Origin of the sequence: Pseudomonas sp. 86_A (genome assembly GCF_017491705.1) — a bacterium.
Lineage (GTDB): Bacteria > Pseudomonadota > Gammaproteobacteria > Pseudomonadales > Pseudomonadaceae > Aquipseudomonas > Aquipseudomonas koreensis.
In genome coordinates this window covers 104,235-120,444 of record NZ_JAFGYS010000005.1, presented here as the reverse complement: position 1 = coordinate 120,444, position 16,210 = coordinate 104,235, and the positions used below count along the sequence as shown (strand labels likewise).

Annotated in this window: 12 protein-coding genes; 6 read left to right on the top strand and 6 right to left on the bottom strand. The window is 62.5% G+C overall.

What is annotated here, in order from left to right; genetic code table 11:
• Nucleotides 1–74 precede the first annotated feature (74 nt).
• From ppa to J5M57_RS09450, 3 genes are all read left to right on the top strand, one after another.
• Complete coding sequence (ppa, locus tag J5M57_RS09460) at nt 75–602, top strand: inorganic diphosphatase (protein WP_003228599.1); 528 nt, start codon at nt 75–77, stop codon at nt 600–602.
• A 223-nt stretch (nt 603–825) separates the two neighbouring features.
• Complete coding sequence (locus J5M57_RS09455) at nt 826–1,572, top strand: S24 family peptidase (RefSeq protein ID WP_083367810.1); 747 nt, start codon at nt 826–828, stop codon at nt 1,570–1,572.
• Between the two features lie 381 nt (nt 1,573–1,953).
• A complete protein-coding gene (locus J5M57_RS09450) occupies nt 1,954–2,388 on the top strand; it encodes a hypothetical protein (RefSeq protein ID WP_347709565.1) in 435 nt (144 codons plus the stop codon).
• Nucleotides 2,389–2,396: 8 nt separating this feature from the next.
• Here J5M57_RS09450 and J5M57_RS09445 read toward each other — a convergent pair whose 3' ends face one another.
• From J5M57_RS09445 to J5M57_RS09420, 6 genes are read right to left on the bottom strand one after another with little or no spacing between them, the layout of a single operon-like run.
• Nucleotides 2,397–3,209 carry a DUF2135 domain-containing protein gene (locus tag J5M57_RS09445; RefSeq protein ID WP_207849006.1) on the bottom strand — a complete coding sequence of 271 codons (813 nt, stop codon included), beginning with the start codon at nt 3,207–3,209 and terminating at the stop codon, nt 2,397–2,399.
• A 3-nt stretch (nt 3,210–3,212) separates the two neighbouring features.
• Nucleotides 3,213–4,832, bottom strand: a complete 1,620-nt coding sequence (locus J5M57_RS09440) for a DUF2300 domain-containing protein (RefSeq protein ID WP_207849004.1) — start codon at nt 4,830–4,832, stop codon at nt 3,213–3,215.
• A gap of 1 nt (nt 4,833) precedes the next feature.
• Complete coding sequence (locus J5M57_RS09435) at nt 4,834–9,408, bottom strand: alpha-2-macroglobulin (RefSeq protein WP_207849003.1); 4,575 nt, start codon at nt 9,406–9,408, stop codon at nt 4,834–4,836.
• A complete protein-coding gene (locus tag J5M57_RS09430; protein ID WP_064589422.1) occupies nt 9,405–10,055 on the bottom strand; it encodes a DUF1175 family protein in 651 nt (216 codons plus the stop codon). Before J5M57_RS09430 ends, J5M57_RS09435 begins: the two co-directional genes overlap by 4 nt.
• Entirely contained in the window at nt 10,040–11,752 is a 1,713-nt protein-coding gene (locus tag J5M57_RS09425) for a DUF2138 domain-containing protein (RefSeq protein WP_207849001.1), read from the bottom strand. The genes J5M57_RS09430 and J5M57_RS09425 overlap by 16 nt, the downstream gene beginning before the upstream one ends.
• 38 nt (nt 11,753–11,790) lie before the next feature.
• Complete coding sequence (locus tag J5M57_RS09420; protein WP_064589424.1) at nt 11,791–12,582, bottom strand: DUF2135 domain-containing protein; 792 nt, start codon at nt 12,580–12,582, stop codon at nt 11,791–11,793.
• Between the two features lie 509 nt (nt 12,583–13,091).
• Between J5M57_RS09420 and J5M57_RS09415 the strand changes: the two genes are divergently transcribed.
• The 3 genes from J5M57_RS09415 to dxs all read left to right on the top strand — a co-directional run bounded on the left by J5M57_RS09415 (nt 13,092) and on the right by dxs (nt 16,208).
• Nucleotides 13,092–13,334 (top strand): exodeoxyribonuclease VII small subunit, encoded by a 243-nt coding sequence (locus tag J5M57_RS09415; RefSeq protein ID WP_003228627.1) that lies wholly within the window; start codon nt 13,092–13,094, stop codon nt 13,332–13,334.
• Nucleotides 13,331–14,218: a (2E,6E)-farnesyl diphosphate synthase gene (gene ispA / locus J5M57_RS09410; RefSeq protein WP_064589425.1), complete on the top strand. Its 888-nt coding sequence runs from the start codon at nt 13,331–13,333 to the stop codon at nt 14,216–14,218. The genes J5M57_RS09415 and ispA overlap by 4 nt, the downstream gene beginning before the upstream one ends.
• Before the next feature lie 91 nt (nt 14,219–14,309).
• Complete coding sequence (gene dxs, locus J5M57_RS09405) at nt 14,310–16,208, top strand: 1-deoxy-D-xylulose-5-phosphate synthase (protein ID WP_207848998.1); 1,899 nt, start codon at nt 14,310–14,312, stop codon at nt 16,206–16,208.
• The last annotated feature ends 2 nt before the right edge of the window (nt 16,209–16,210 follow it).

Here is a 16,210-nt window from a genome sequence, read left to right as displayed (position 1 = left end):
TGTGCCTATAATCGCCGCCACTTTTTGGTCAATCCGGCCAAGTGTTTTTGGTCAAACTACGGGGGCAACGCCCAATGAGCTACAGCAAGATTCCGGCTGGCAAAGACCTGCCGAACGACATCTACGTCGCGATCGAGATCCCGGCCAACCACGCGCCGATCAAATACGAAATCGACAAAGACAGCGATTGCCTGTTCGTTGACCGTTTCATGGCCACCCCAATGTTCTACCCGGCCAACTACGGTTACATCCCGAACACCCTGGCTGACGACGGTGATCCCCTCGACGTGCTGGTTGTGACCCCTTACCCGGTTGCTCCAGGCTCGGTGATCCGCGCGCGCCCGGTCGGCATCCTGAACATGACCGACGACGGCGGCGGCGATGCCAAAGTCATCGCAGTCCCACACGACAAGCTGTCCCAGCTGTACGTCGACGTGAAGGAATACACCGACCTGCCACCACTGCTGATCCAGCAGATCGAGCACTTCTTTGCGAACTACAAAGATCTCGAAAAAGGCAAATGGGTCAAGATCGAAGGCTGGGACGGCGCTGACGCCGCTCGCGCTGCGATCACCAAGTCGGTTGCTGCCTACAAGGGTTAAGCACCTGCTGGCTGCATGACGCTTGAAGAAAACCCCGGTTGATCCGGGTTTTTTTGTGCCTGGGAAAAATCGTCTTAAACAACGTGTTTATAGCGGACTACAGAAAAGTTTTAAGGTGTGTAATTTCCCACAAGCACGTCTTACATCCGGTCGCAAAATACAGAGCTTTTTTGAACACCCAGTTTATTCAAACCGCTCTAGCACGGCCGTAGACTCGGTGTTTATGAGAAAGAACACTAGCGGTCCAAGATTCAAGGCACTCCTGGAAGCAGCGAACATCACCACCACGGGATTCGCAAAGTTCTGGGGCACGGAAGCCCAAAACATTCATAACTGGTACACCCGGGGCGTACCCGCGTATCGCATGGAAGAGGTCTCGCGCCTGTTGTCGGTCAACAGCGAGTGGCTGAAAACCGGCGAAGGCACCAAAGAGTCACCCCGCCTGCAAACACCCGCCAGCAACGGCGACACTTTCGATGCCGAGGCCATCCGCGGCGTCTACACGGTCATCGATCCCAAGGACATCGAATTGCCGTTTTTCAAGGAGACACCGATCACCAACGGCGCCGGCAAAACCCACGTCATCCTCGACCCCGAACAAACCATCCGCCTGCCCCGCGCCCACCTCGACCAACTGGAAATCCGCCACACCGACGCCATCTGCGCGCACATGATCGGCAATAGCATGGGCGAACGCATCGAAGACGGCTCCATCGTCGGCATCGACCGCGGCCTGACCCAGGTCGTCGACGGCGAAATCTACGCCATCGAACACGACGGCATGCTGCGCATCAAATACCTGCACCGCATGCCGGGCAACGCCCTGCGCCTGCGCAGCCACAACAGCGCCGAACACCCGGACGAAATCTTCCGCGCGGCGCAGATCGATGAGCAGCGGATACACATTCTGGGCTGGGTATTCTGGTGGTCGACCCTGGGCAAGCGCCGACCGGTGGTGCCGTTTCTCTGATCCCCTCCCGAGCCGCACCCTCCCCTGTAGGAGTGAGCCTGCTCGCGATGAGGCCCTGATAATCGGTACAACTTTCGAATTTGTTCGACTGAGATCGCTCTAAACCGCACTTCAGGCTGGGAATCCCCCACAAAACTCAGTATCCTGCGCCCCACATTTGCGCATCCCCGCTCCCGCGGCCCAGATGACGCCCGACGCGGCAGACCAACGTCTGACCAAGTCCCACAGCCGGACGCAGATCCGGGTGTACGTTTTGAAGGCTGGCGCGGTTTACCAAAAATAAACCAAGCCAGTCCCCGAGAAGCCGGCCACAAGCCGGCTTTTTAATGCCTGAAAGAAAGTGCTCCGTTAGTCCCCACACGCTTACAAGGAAAGTAAAACGTGCAGCTCGACAGTTACCGCTCTGCTCTGAAACCAGTCGTCTTGACTGCCGCTTTAGGCTTTTGCCTCTCCGGCTGCGTCGGTGCCATCGTGGCCCTGCCGGAGAAAACCACGCTTAGAACAGACGAGCACAAAGCCCTCAGCGCACGCTCGATTAATCCGAATATCACCAGGACCGAAAGATCGACACCCACTCGAGAATGGTGCGGTATCACGGTTTGGGCGCTGGTGATTCCTGTGCCGTTGCAGTTGCCGGTGTGTACGTCGTACTTCGAGCAGTCCTTCGGCAGCGACGAATTCGGCAAAGAAGTGGTGTTGCTCAACTCAAAGCAAAAAGTGACGTCCCCATTTTACGCTTGCGGTCCATTGATGGTTCTGGGGCCGATAGTTCACGGGTATCAGGGCAATGCGCTCTGCGGGGTGTTCCCCAAATAATCGGAGCCTCAGGGATAACTGAACGACTTCACCAATGTCAGCTCACCCACCGCCCGCATCGGCACCACAAACGTCTCCATCTTCTCGCTCGGCGTGCCTTCCTCAGTAATCACCGTCACCTGCGCCGTGGTCAGCGGCTGCACCGCTTCTTCACCACCCTCGTCATCCCCGCGATAGCCACCGCCGAAGTAGTTCACGTACACCAGATACTGGCCCTTGATCGGTGCCGGCATGGCGAAGATTTCCGGGCCGTAGCCGGTGGTGACGTCGACGTCGAGCGCTGCGCCGTTGGGCGCGACGCGGTCGCCGTACCAGATGTGGGTGCCGTCGGGGGTGATCAGGTGCAGGTCGAGGTCGGTGCCGTCGCTGTCCCACGACAGCAGCACGCGCAGCTTGGCCGGGGTCGCGCCGCCGCTGGCGTTGAGGAATTGCGTGCGGTGGCGTTGCTGACCGTCGGGGCTGCGCACTTCGACGCTGTTGCTGCCGTTGGGGAAGGAGAACGGGCGGTCGAAGCGGCCGCTGTCGTCGACTTTCAGCGGCATGCTGACGCCGTTGACGATCAGCCGACCGGGTTCCTTGCTCTTGGGGGTGGCTTTGATTTCGCCGCTGATGCGCGCGGTGTTGGCCTGGCCGACCGGGGTGTTGACCGAGGAGGCCGGGTAGTTGACGGTCTGACGGAAGTTTTCGCCTTCGCCCTCGGGCGCGCCGGTGCGCCAGCCACCGACCGGGGTGTCGAGTTTGACGCTGTCGGCGGCCATTGCCATCGGCAATGCATTGAACGCGCAGAGCAACAGCAAGACCTGTGGATAACGGAGTGTCATGGTCTATTCCAGCAAGAGGTGACGGGCGAGCCCTTCAATGTAGGTTTCATCCTGGCCGTTGGGATGAGCTTCAAAGGCCAGGTGCAGATATTCGTGAGTCAGGTCGAGGCGATCCTGCAGGGTCAGCACGCCGCGCACGTAAATGCGCTGACGCTCGCGATCGACGAACGGGCGGCCGAATGCCAGTTTGCACACGGCGAATGTGCTGACTTCGTTGTAGCCGGTTTCGCTTTCCAGCGTCGGACGCCAGCCGCGACGCTGCTTTTGCAGCCAGTCTTGGGCGGCGGGCAGCGCTTCGCAGGAAGCGACCGGGTTGTCCCAGCGGCTGAGGCTGGCGCGCGGATAGGCGTGCAGCAAAATGGCGTCGTAACGCTGGCCGGCGTTGGCCTGTTCCACCGCTTGTTGCCAGGCCAGTTTGTCCGGGCCGGGTTGATCGGAGTGATAGGTGACGGTGCTGCCGGCCAGGACCAGATCCGCCGTCCACGCCGCGATGTTGCGCGACTCGGCGGAGGCCGGGCGTGGAGCGACGCGCTGGCGGTTGCTGCTGTCGTCGATGCTCAGGCAATCGCCGTGGCGCGTGGCGTTTTGCAGCAGGTACGTGCGGATCGCCACGGCCAGGGCTTTGGCTGCTTCGGCAGGTTCCGGCTTGGCTTCGCGTTCGAGGACGCGGGCGACGTATTCTTCGCGATCAAGCCGGGCGACCAGTTTGTCGTTGAGCAGAAACAGTTCGCCGCCGCTGTGGATATCCAGCGCGTTGCCGTTGACGAATTCGACGCGGTAGTCGCCCTGCAAAGGCCCGGAACCAGCAACGCGCGCGCCCGACAGGACTCGCGAAACCGGATAACGCGAGAACAGTTCGACCTCAACACAACGCCCTGCTTCCGCCGGCCAAGAAGAAGGCAACACCGTCGCCAACGCAGCCCCGTAATGCCGCAGAACCATCTGACTGGTGCCACGTCCACCGGCCCAGATCGGCGAGCCGTCCGCCGTCCAACCGGCGAAACCACCCTGGCGCGATTGCGGATCCTGATCGCCAAGCCAGCTCCAGGTTTTCACCCGCAAGCGGCCACCGAGTTCGCCGACGACATTGCCGTCCGCCGCATTCAAAACGACGTCGAGCAATACGCGGCGCATCGGCTCCTGCGCCGGCAGCACAGACAAAACGCCCAATAACTCAGCCACCGAAACCCTTGTGGCCGGTTGCACAGAGGGCAAATCCAGCAGCCACGACGGTGCCTGCCGCGCCTGCCAATACGTGCGCCAATCGGCCGAAGAAATGCCCAATCGCGCCGGTTCAAAGTACAACCCGCAAGATTTGACCAGCGCCTGATCACGCTCGATCTTGCCGCCCGCCGAGCAGCAATAGACTTCTTCCTTGGACTGCCCGCGACATTCATACGCCGGCTCGCGCGCACCGGTATCGACCAGCCACGCGTAGACAAATAGCTTCCAAAGACTGCCCAGCGGCGTATCCAGCGTCGACGGCAATGGCTCGCGGGCAATCAGTTGCGTGTGATTCAACGACAGCAACTCACCTTTGTACGCCACGCGCAGTGGCTCATCCTGCGCCGTCGCCAGCGCAGGAATCACACACATCAGCAGCCACAGCAGCGGCCGGCTCATGTCAGTTGACCGTGACCTGACCGAGGGCGGCTTTCACTTCCTGGGCCTGATGCTGTGGCGCGTAGACCTGCGTGAAGCGCACCGGCGGCAGGTTGAACTGGCCCTTCTGCGAGAAACGCACCAGATGACGCAGACGCAACTCGCCGCTCAGTGCATCCACCGGCACCGCATACGCCAGTTGCCCCGGTTCGAAGCGCGCCTTCTCCAGCGCGGTCGGTTCGGTGCCATCCTTGCCCTGCAACTTGATGCCCCAGGTCGTGCGCTCGACATCGGCGCCCGGTGGCAGCGGCACTTCGAGCATGCCGTAGCGCAGCGGTTTCGGCGCCTTGCTGGTGAGGATCACTTCGTCCAGATACAGGCTGTCGCTGGACAGCGGCTTGGTGCCCACCGGCTCCAGCTTGAAGGTGAAGGCTTCGTCGCCCGGCACCAGTCGCGACAGGCGCCGGGTGATGGTCACGGCCATTGGATCGACCGCCGGTTGCTGGGTCTGGAAGCTCAACGCCGCGCGCAGCGGACGCTCCTGCGTGCCGGACACCGACAACACGCTCGGTACCGGTGTCGCGCCCTGCCACGTCCAGAACATCTCGCCGGTTGCGCCGTAGTTTTTCTTCCAGCCTTCACCCGGCATCAGCGCGATGGTCGGCGACGCCTGGGCGATGCTGCGTTGCAACCAGCTCAGCGCCAGCGCACGTTCGAGGGTCGATTGCTGTGGCAGCAGACGTTGCAGCAGCGCCGTCGCGCGCGCCTGATCGAACGGCTGCAGCGACAGGTTCAGCGCTTCGGCAAATGGCTGCGAACTAACCGCCAGACGCTGTTGCGCCGCGCCGACCTGACGATTGAACGCCTCCGGCAACGCGACTTTCGCCTGGGTCGCCAGCGACGCGGTCAGCACCCGCGCCGCCGCCAGACCGAGCGCCGAATCCGGGTCGCTCATCACCAGACTGTCTTCGCCGTCGTCCATCAGGGTTTCGGCGTTGCCCTCACCGGCCTTGGCCAGATCGTCCATCAAACCGCTGAGCAAAGTGTTCACCGGCAGGTGCATCTGCCTGGCGAACGACAGGATCAGCGCCCGCTGCAGCAGCGGCGTGTTCGGCGCCTGCTTGGCGTAAACCTCCAGCACTCGCTGCCAATGCTCCGGCGGCAGGGTCAGTTCCAGCACCTGACTGGCGTTCCAGTCGGCGTAGTAGGCGTAGGCGGTGAGGAACGCGTCCGGCTCACCGTCGAAGCCCCACCAGGTGAAGCTCGCGGACGGCCCGGCCATTTGCACCAGACGCAGGCGGCTGTTCTGCATGATCAGACGCAAGCGATCGCGGATCTGCGGGCTCGACGCCAGCGACGGATAAGCGATGCTCAGCGGCAGCAAACGGCTCGCCGTCTGCTCGACGCCGCCGTACGGGTAGCTCAGCAGATCATCGAGGGCCGAGCGGAACAACGCTTGCGGACTGTCATCCAGGCGCAGGCGAATGTCGGTGGCGTCTGCCGGCAGGCTCAACGGGGTGTCGCCGCTGGCGACATCGAGGCTTTGGGTTTGCGTCACTTGCCAGCCGTCACCGGTGGCGCTCAGGCGTACGGCCAAAGCGTCGGCAGTTTTACCGTCCTGCACCAGTTCGGCAGTCCACTCGCCCGAGGCCAGGGCAAACGCTGGCAGCGGCACGTAGTTGATGCCGTTATTCAAAGTCACCGGCAGGCGTTGTTCGGCACCCGCGTAATGCGTGACCAGTTCCGCCTTGACCGGTTTTTCGGCCTGGCTGAAGGCAAACACACCGAGTTGCGGCTGGTCGCCCTTACGGAATTTGCTCGGCCCGCTCCACTTCAGGTACAGCGGTTTTTCCGAGCGGACGAACTGCTTCTTCTGCCCGACCTGACCGTCGTCGGCGATGGCCCGGGCAGTGATGCGCCAACGGGTCAGCGAGTCCGGCATCTTGAAGGTGAAACGGGTTTTGCCGTCAGCACCGGTCAACAGCTCAGGCTGCCATGCGGCGGTGTCGACGTCTTCGCGACGCGGACGCTCCAGTACTTTCACTCCGCGCTCGCTGCGGTTGGCCTTGCCCGGTGCACCCGGGCTGCCCGGCAACGCCACGTCGTAACTGATGAACGACAGGCTGGCGCTGGTGCGTACGTTGTTGCGGCGCGGGTGGTAGAAGAACTGGTCGATGGTCGGCGCGACTTCCGGTTGCAGCGCGTAGACCATTTCATCGACAACGCTGACGGTCAGGTGCGCCGGTACCGCTTTGCCGGCGAACTGCGTGGTCAGGTCGACGGTGACGGTATCGCCCGGCTGATACACCGCTTTGTCGGTGCTGATTGCCACGTCGATTTGCGGCGCAACTACTTTGATCCCGGCGTTCTGGAAGCTGTACTGACCGCCCTTGGTATACAGCACGGAGAAGGTCAGGTTCGGTGCGAAGTTGTCCTTCACCGGGATGCGCGCGCGGTATTGGGTGTCGCTGAGTTTTTCCAGTTTCAGCCAGTCGCCGCCCTTGGCCAGCAGCGCGGTGGCTTCGACTTTGTCGCGTTCCAGCGACAGCAGAGCATCGCTGACCGGTTCCGGGAACGTGATCAGCGCCAGCGCTTCATCACCGGCCTTATACTCGGGCTTGTCGAGGACGATTTCCACGGTGCCCGGCACCGCTTTCACGCCCTCGCCGGTGACCGAATGGCCGGTGGCGCCGAGGACGCGACCGTGCTGATCTTTCAGCGTCAGGTTGTAAGTACCCGGATGTTCAAAGGCCAGGCTGAAGCCTTTATCGCTGGCCGAAAGTTTACCCTCGCCAGTGCTTTGATCTTCCAGACGCACCCAGCTGTAGCTGCTCGGGGTGACCGCTTTGCTCTGCTCGCTGCCGCCCTCGTTGGCGTAGCTGAACGCGACCTTGTCGTTGACCGCGCTGAAGCGCTGCGGCGCACTCAGGCGGAAGCTCGCCGCGCCACGGTCGATGAGGATTTCCTTGGTGGTCTTGACCCGATACGCCGCGCCATCACTGGCGAACACGGTGAGCATGTAGCGGCTCGGTTTATCGGCCGCCGGCAGGTCGAGGGTCGCGTTGCCCTTGCTGTCGGTGGTCAGTTCGGTGCTGGTCAGCTCCACCGGGAATTGCCCGAGGTATTGCAGCTCGTTGTCGACCATCGACAGTTGCTGGGCGCGCAGGCTCAGGGTCAGTTTGGCGTTGGCCACCGGTTTGCCGTCCGGGTACAGCAGCACCAGACTGCCTTTGACCGGCTCGCCGGTGCGGTAATCCTGCTTGGCCAGATTCAGCGCGATTTCGAAGTGCGGCTTGATGTATTCAGCGACACGGAAGGCGCTGCTGTAGGCCTGATCCTTGTAGTTGAAACGGATCTCGTAACCACCGGCCACGGCGTTGTCCGGCAACTGGAAGCGGCCCTGAGTACCGGCCTTGGAATCGAGTTTCAGGTCGAGGTGTTGCAAGTCGGTGCCGGTGGCGTCGAGCACGCTGACCGTGACGTCGGCGGCGCCCGGCATCACCGAATCCCGCGCATTCTTGAACTCGCGACCGACAATCTTCAGCGACACCCAATCCCCCGGGCGATACAGCGGCCGGTCGGTGAATGCGTAGAGCTTGGTGTCGTAGATTTCGCTGTCGTAATAGAAGTTCTCGGAGACGAATACCCCGCCCTCTTCGTCCTCGCCAATCACGAACGAACGCTCGGGGCTGACGTGCTTCAGGCGCAGCAGACCATCGGCATCGGTGGCGCCGCTGCTCATCACGCCGAGGCCGTCGGTCCACAGCACGTTGACCTTGGGCACCGAACTGCCCTCGTGTTTGCGCGCCGCCCACACCAGCAATTCATCGCCGGCAATCTTGCTTACCGCTACGGTGTTGGAGACGAACACCATGGTGGTCGCGCGGTATTTGCCGATCAGCGCTTCGACCAGGTACAAGCCCGGCTTCAGGTTGCCCAGCGGGATGTAGACGTTACCCGGGGCGACGCTGACGAACTCACTGGAGGACCCGGCCAGATTGACCCCGGCCGGCGGCTGGATCGGTTTGGCTTGCCACAGCGGATAGCGGAACTGACTGACCACCGGCAGGCCCGGGATCAGCGCAAATTGCGGCTGTGCGTCGTACGGGGTCGGCGCGGCGATGGCGTTGCCCATCTTCAGCTCCGGCACTTCCTCGGTGACCTGTTTGCGCGACTCGTAGGAGAACGCGCGCTGCATCACCCGCCGCGATTTGCGGTACCAGTTGTCCCACAGGTACGCGAGGGTGTTGGACAGGCCTTCGCCCTTGAACTGGCCGTCGCTGACCACGCGGTGCAGGTTTTTCTGGCGCTTGAGGAAATCCAGCGGCTTGTCGATGCGATACACGCGAATGTCCGCGCCGCCATACGGCTCCATGCGGAAGCGGCGGTAATCGCGGCCCGGCGCTTCGAGACGGACCATCGCCTGTTCGTCCGCGGCGAAACTGCTGTCGGCCAGCAAGAAGAAGCTTTCACCGGAGACCGGCGTGTAGCCGCTCGGCTCCACCGAATCTTCAGCGTTGACGGTCGCCAATGGCAGCAACAGCGCCAGCAGCAGGGGAATTCGAGCGCAGAGTCGCAGCATGCGGGCACCGGTCATTGGGAGAGAAAGTTCAGTCGATAGACGCCGATGAAGTTGGGGTTGGCTGCGTCGGGTATCCATCGGGTGTCCTTCCATGTCATGAGTTGCTGCAGGCTTGCCGAACGCATGCCGTTGTCAGTGGGGGTGGTCGTGCCGGTGTGATAGGCGATGTAGCGGCCCATCCAGATCATCAGGTGCTGGTCGTCGCCCTGATCGAAAAACATCAGGTCGCCGGGGCGTGCCTGAGACACGTCGCGGCTGACCAGATGGCTGTTGAACTGAATCAGTTTGATCGCGTTGACGTACGGACCGACCTTGCCGCCGCCCTGCTGCCATTGCTGGGCGAGCTTGCGCTGCTCATCGCTGAGCGTCAGCTCTGGCGGCAGGTAGCGATTGGACAGGCCATTGCTGCGCAGCCACTTGTCGTCGTGAACCTTCAGCGCTTCGTTGGCGGCGAAACGCACCAGTCCGGCGCAGTCCTGCTGATACCAGCGCGGGCTCGGGCCTTGACTCAGTTGCTCCTGAGCGATGCGCACGAACCAGGCGCGGAACACCTGGGATTGCGCCGGATCCAGTGCAGGCGCCTCGACGGCTCGGGCACCCGCGCTGAGCAACAGCGCGAGCAGGCCGAGGCTGCGGATCAATGCGGTCACAGCGCTTTCCATTCCAGCGGCAACCATTGCCAGTGGCCGTCAGGCTCGCTGCCTTCGGGCAGGGTCAGGGCATATTTGCCGTAGCCACCGAGGGTGCGCAGTTTCGGGATCAGGTAGGTTTGCGCCGCGTTGTAGAACACCGGCTCCATGTCCTGCGGCAGGCTGTCGAGGGTTTCCTGCTGCATCAGTTGCGCCATCGAATCGGGGCCGAAGTAGATCGGCATCAGCACGTCTTTGGGCAGCACGTCGGCCATCGGCGGGAAGCGTTTGTCGAGCGTGCCGAGGGCCTTGTCGACCAGTTTGTCGTCGAGGGAAAACAGCAGCGTCGAACCGTGACGGGCGAGGCTGACTTTCATGAACGCCTTGCCGCTGATCGCGTCCGGATTCTCGGCAGTCTTGGCGGCGTACGGGCCGAAGTTGGAGCTGACCTGACGCTGCCAGACATGGCTCTGGCCTTCCTGCTTCTCGACCACCGGGAACGCGTGTTCGTCGACATTCGACTCGTAGGCGCCAACCATCGAACCGAACAAGGTGCCCAGGTCGCCGTCGAGCTTGCTGCTGTCCTCGTCCTTCAGGCTGGCGACCAGCAATGGCGTGTACAGCCGCGAATCGGCGTACCAGCAAAGGCCCGCCGCACCGGCGACGTGCTCGGTGAGTTTCTGCGCCACCGCCTCATCCGCGCCAAGTTTCACCAACAATGGCTTCTGCGGTTCGGCCGCCACCGGCAAGGTCACGCAGGCGCTGGCGCCCAGCGGCATGGCTTGCCACACGGGTTTGAAATCGAAGTCCGGCTGGTTATCCAGCTCATCCATGGCGAGGAAGCTGTGCCAGCCCTTGTCGTCCATGTCGAAGCGCAGCCCGGCGAAGTTCGGGATGAAACGTTGATAACCCATGGCGAGCACGCTGGAATTCACCGACAGACGCTGTTTCACCTCCGGCGCCTTGGCCGGCAGACCGAAGGCCTCGGGGAACAGTTTGTCGCCGTTGAGCAGGGCCGCCAGCGCTTGCGGCGATACATGCCCCGACTCTTCGGACTCGCCATTGGCCGGGTCGTAATACTTGTTCGGATTGGACAGCACCACCAGTTTGTCGCCGCGCGAAGCGAACAGCAGCGATTTGCTGGCGTTGTAGCTGAGCTGGTACAGCGGCACCTCGTCGCTGCCGACCTTGAGGCTGCCGAAAACGCTGAGCTGCGAATCGTCCAGCGCCACTTTCGCCAGCGGCTCAAGCAGTTTCGCCAAACCGCCGCGATCCATCACCAGCAGGAAATCCTTGAGCCGGCCATCCGCACCGCGCCACAAAGCGACGTCCGCCGGTTGATCGAAAAGCTGCTCGATCAGGCTGTCCTGCAGCTTCAGGTCATGCTCGTAGATGATCCGCCGCAGGCTGCCGATCAGCCCCAGGCGGTCGGCGTGGGTTTCGTAATAGAAGACGAAATCCTCGGTGAGCGTGGCCTTGAGGAACGGCACCGTCAGCAGGTCCTTGGGCAACTGGCTCAGGGAGCGGGTTTCCAGCAGCGCATCGGGACGGCTCAGGCCGAGCTTGTCGCTGGCCAGCGCTGCCGCTGGCACCTTGGGCTTGTGCAGCAGCCAGCCGAGACCACCGGCCACCCCGGCCACCAGAGCCAGGCCGATCAGCAGCGCCGGCCAGCGCCGGGAAGGTTGGCCGGCAGGTGTCGGGACGGCCGGAGAAGCAGCGTTATCACTCATGTTCACAAAACCCGAAGTTCATCCGTGGTGCGGGATGCTTAATAGTTGAAAGTCTTGACCAGCAGCAGATCACCGATCGCCCGCAGGGGCACGATGAATGTTTCGCGTTTTTCGTCGACCGTGTTTTCGTTGAGCACCAGCGTGATTTGCGAGGTGATGACCTCGTTCTGATTGCTGGCCTCCTCGAAGTTATAGCCGCCGTCGCCGAAGTTGCCCCAATAGTTGACGTAAACCAGATAAGTGCCATGCAGCGGCGCGGTCATGGTGAACATTTCCGGGCCGGGGCCATCGACCCCATCCGGGTCCAGACCGCCGCCGTTGGTCAGCGCCGTGTGGGCGAAGAACGCATGCTGGCCGTCGGGCGTAATGATGTGCAGGTCGAGCTCGGCCTTGGGATCGTCCCAGCCGAGCACCACGCGGATCTTCGCCGGGGTGCGCAGGTTATTCGCTTCATAGAACTGCACGCGCTTGAGCGACTGGCCCTCGGCGCTGCGCACTTCGACACTGTTGGAGCCGGCGCCGAACGCATACGGCCGGGCGAAGCGCCCGTCATCATCGGTATACAGATTCAATGGATTGCCGTTGACCGCCAGCGTGTGCGGCCCGCGCTGATTGCCGATGGCCTTGAGCTGGCCCTGGATCATCGTGCGATTGCGCTGAATGCCGCGATCGATCGGCGGCGTGGGGTAAGCGACTTGCGGATTTTCACTGCGATCGAGCAGGCCGTGGTAACGCCAGCCGCCGGACGGTTCCGACAGCTCAGCGCTCGGCGCCGCCAGCAGCGCCGGTGCGCAGGCCAGGCCGATCAGCAGCCAAAGAAATGAACGCATGTAGTGCCTCCTGCCATGCCTGAACGAAACCTTGCACCCGATCCTCGGTACTTCACAGCGGTGGAAACTGCGTTTCGTCTGAAAGACCCGTGACTACCGGGTCGTAGAAGGCGCGAAGATTAGCGATTCGGCAGTTTTTTAACAATCGGATACATCTGGATTTGCGGTGAGAATCACGCAGGTCTGTGGGGCATGAGCCGAATAGCGCTCTTATTCGGCTCACAAAATGAGCCGAATAAGCCCCAACTTTCATGAAGCCCCCCAAATCCTGTGGCGAGGGAGCTTGCTCCCGCTGGACTGCGCAGCAGGCCCCGATCACCCGGCTGGGTTCAACTGTTAAATTGCGGTGGCTGGTTATGAGGTTGCTGCGCAACCCAGCGGGAGCAAGCTTCCTCGCCACAGAAGTTGATGCGGCCCTTGGCGATGCCTGCGCAAGCCCCGCTCATTTGCCCATAAACCCCCTATCTGCTAGTGTCGCGCCGGTTTAACGTCAACCGGAAATCGCCGCCATGGCCCGCAAAAAAGCTGCACTGGATTTCGAACAGTCCCTCGCCGACCTGCAAACATTGGTCGAGCGTCTGGAGAACGGTGAATTGTCGCTGGAAGACTCGCTGACCGCTTTCGAGCAGGGCATCGGTCTGACCCGTGACTGCCAGGCAGCGCTGGCCCAGGCCGAGCAGAAGGTGCAAGTGCTGCTGGAGCGCGATGGCGAACTCGCCGAGGAACCCTTCGACGCGGAACAGCCAGAATGATTGCAGCGTATTCGGCGACCAGCCAGGCGCGGGTCAATGCGGCACTGGAAATCCTCTTCAAAGCACCGTTGCCAGAGCTGTCGCGCCTGTATGAGGCGATGCACTACAGCGTGATGATCGGCGGCAAACGCGTACGTCCGCTGCTGGCCTACGCGGCGTGCGAAGCGCTCGGCGGCAAAGCCGAGCAGGCCAACGGCGCAGCCTGTGCGGTGGAGCTGATCCACGCCTATTCGCTGGTGCACGACGATTTGCCGGCGATGGACGACGACGACCTGCGTCGCGGCCAGCCAACCACCCACAAGAAATTCGACGAAGCCTGCGCGATCCTCGCCGGTGACGGTTTGCAGAGCCTGGCCTTCAGCGCTCTGCTCGACCCGCGCCTGAGCAACCTCGACGCCGACATCCGCCTGCAACAGGTCACGGCGCTGGCGCATGCGGCAGGCCCGGCGGGCATGGTCGGCGGGCAGGCCATCGACCTCGGTTCGGTCGGCCTCAAGCTGGATCAGCAAGCGCTGGAGCAGATGCACCGGCACAAGACCGGCGCGCTGATCGAAGTCAGCGTCAAGCTCGGTGCCCTGGCCAGCGGCCGTGCCGAGCAAGATGAACTCAAGGCCCTACAGATTTATGCACAGGCCATTGGTCTGGCCTTCCAGGTCCAGGACGACATTCTCGACGTCGAAAGCGATACCGAAACCCTCGGCAAACGCCAAGGCGCCGACATCGCCCGCGACAAGCCAACCTACCCGGCCCTGCTGGGGCTGGACGCAGCCAAGGCCTACGCCCTGGAACTGCGCGATCAGGCGCTGCACGCGCTGCGACCGTTTGACGCGGCAGCAGAGCCTTTGCGCGACCTGGCCCGGTATATCGTCGAGCGGCGTAACTGAACGCCAACCTGCCAAAAAAGACCAACGCGTGGGCAGGGGGCGATGCATCAGGTAAACTGCCGCATCTTTTATACCTATAACGATTCGCCTGATGCCCACGACGTTTCATGAGATTCCCCGCAAGCGCCCGACCACGCCCCTGCTCGACCGCGCGAACACGCCGGACGGCCTGCGCCGGTTAGGCGAAGCCGAGCTGGAAACCCTGGCCGATGAGTTGCGCCTGGAATTGCTCTACACGGTCGGCCAGACCGGTGGGCATTTCGGTGCCGGCCTGGGCGTCATCGAGCTGACCATCGCGTTGCATTACGTCTTCGACACCCCGGATGACCGGCTGGTGTGGGACGTCGGTCATCAGGCGTATCCGCACAAGATCCTCACCGGTCGTCGTCAGCGCATGGAAACCCTGCGCCAGAAGGACGGCATCGCCGCCTTCCCGCGTCGCGCCGAGAGCGAGTACGACACCTTTGGCGTCGGCCACTCCAGCACCTCGATCAGCGCAGCACTGGGCATGGCGATTGCCGCCCGTCTGCAAAACAGCGATCGCAAGGCGATTGCCGTGATCGGTGATGGCGCGCTGACCGCCGGCATGGCGTTCGAGGCGTTGAATCACGCGCCGGAAGTCAACGCCAACATGCTGGTGATCCTCAATGACAACGACATGTCGATCTCGCGCAATGTCGGTGGCCTGTCGAATTATCTGGCGAAAATCCTTTCCAGCCGCACTTACGCGAGCATGCGTGAGGGCAGCAAGAAAGTCCTGTCGCGCCTGCCCGGTGCCTGGGAAATCGCTCGCCGCACCGAAGAATACGCCAAGGGCATGCTGGTTCCCGGCACCCTGTTCGAAGAGCTGGGCTGGAACTACATCGGCCCGATCGACGGTCACGACCTGCCGACCCTGATTGCCACCCTGCGCAACATGCGCGATCTGAAGGGCCCGCAGTTCCTGCACATCGTCACCAAGAAAGGCAAAGGCTTCGCCCCGGCGGAAGTCGACCCGATCGGTTACCACGCGATCACCAAGCTCGAACCGCTCGACGCCCCGGCCGCCGCGCCGAAAAAGGCCGGCGGACCGAAGTATTCGGCGGTGTTTGGCGAATGGTTGTGCGACATGGCCGCGGCTGACCCGCGTCTGGTCGGGATTACCCCGGCGATGAAGGAAGGCTCGGACCTGGTGGCGTTCAGCGAACGCTTCCCGCTGCGCTACTTCGACGTGGCGATTGCCGAGCAGCACGCCGTGACGTTCGCCGCCGGCATGGCCTGCGAAGGCGCCAAACCGGTAGTGGCGATCTACTCGACGTTCCTGCAACGCGGCTACGACCAGTTGGTGCACGACGTCGCGGTGCAGAACCTCGACGTGCTGTTCGCCATCGACCGTGCCGGTCTGGTGGGCGAAGACGGCCCGACCCACGCCGGTAGCTTCGACCTGTCGTACCTGCGCTGCATCCCGGGCATGGTCATCATGACCCCGAGCGACGAAAACGAACTGCGCAAGATGCTCACCACCGGCCACTTGTACAACGGCCCGGCGGCAGTGCGTTACCCACGCGGCACCGGCCCGAACGCGACCATCGACAAAGACCTCGAACCGATTGAAATCGGCAAGGGCATCGTTCGTCGTCAGGGCAGCAACGTCGCGCTGCTGGTGTTCGGCGTGCAATTGACCGAAGCACTGAAAGTCGCCGAGAAGCTGGATGCGACCGTGGTCGACATGCGCTTCGTCAAACCGCTGGATGAACAGCTGGTGCGCGAGATCGCCGGCAGCCACGAGCTGCTGGTGACCATCGAAGAGAACGCGATCATGGGCGGCGCCGGTGGCGCGGTCAGCGAGTTCCTGGCACGCGAGAACATCCTCAAGTCGATGCTGCACCTGGGCTTGCCGGACATCTATGTCGAGCATGCGAAACCAGCGCAAATGCTGGACGAATGCGGGCTGGACGAAGCCGGAATCGAGGCGTCGATTCGTGAGCGTCTGGCGTTGCTCAACCGCTGACA

What these genes read in the sequence shown, in the direction of transcription:
- J5M57_RS09445 (WP_207849006.1), bottom strand. Translation starts at nt 3,209, where the DNA reads ATGACACTCCGTTATCCACAGGTCTTGCTGTTGCTCTGCGCGTTCAAT.
- J5M57_RS09430 (WP_064589422.1), bottom strand. Translation starts at nt 10,055, where the DNA reads ATGGAAAGCGCTGTGACCGCATTGATCCGCAGCCTCGGCCTGCTCGCG.
- dxs (WP_207848998.1), top strand. Translation starts at nt 14,310, where the DNA reads ATGCCCACGACGTTTCATGAGATTCCCCGCAAGCGCCCGACCACGCCC.
- ppa (WP_003228599.1), top strand. Translation starts at nt 75, where the DNA reads ATGAGCTACAGCAAGATTCCGGCTGGCAAAGACCTGCCGAACGACATC.
- J5M57_RS09420 (WP_064589424.1), bottom strand. Translation starts at nt 12,582, where the DNA reads ATGCGTTCATTTCTTTGGCTGCTGATCGGCCTGGCCTGCGCACCGGCG.
- ispA (WP_064589425.1), top strand. Translation starts at nt 13,331, where the DNA reads ATGATTGCAGCGTATTCGGCGACCAGCCAGGCGCGGGTCAATGCGGCA.
- J5M57_RS09425 (WP_207849001.1), bottom strand. Translation starts at nt 11,752, where the DNA reads ATGAGTGATAACGCTGCTTCTCCGGCCGTCCCGACACCTGCCGGCCAA.
- J5M57_RS09455 (WP_083367810.1), top strand. Translation starts at nt 826, where the DNA reads ATGAGAAAGAACACTAGCGGTCCAAGATTCAAGGCACTCCTGGAAGCA.
- J5M57_RS09415 (WP_003228627.1), top strand. Translation starts at nt 13,092, where the DNA reads ATGGCCCGCAAAAAAGCTGCACTGGATTTCGAACAGTCCCTCGCCGAC.
- J5M57_RS09440 (WP_207849004.1), bottom strand. Translation starts at nt 4,832, where the DNA reads ATGAGCCGGCCGCTGCTGTGGCTGCTGATGTGTGTGATTCCTGCGCTG.
- J5M57_RS09435 (WP_207849003.1), bottom strand. Translation starts at nt 9,408, where the DNA reads ATGACCGGTGCCCGCATGCTGCGACTCTGCGCTCGAATTCCCCTGCTG.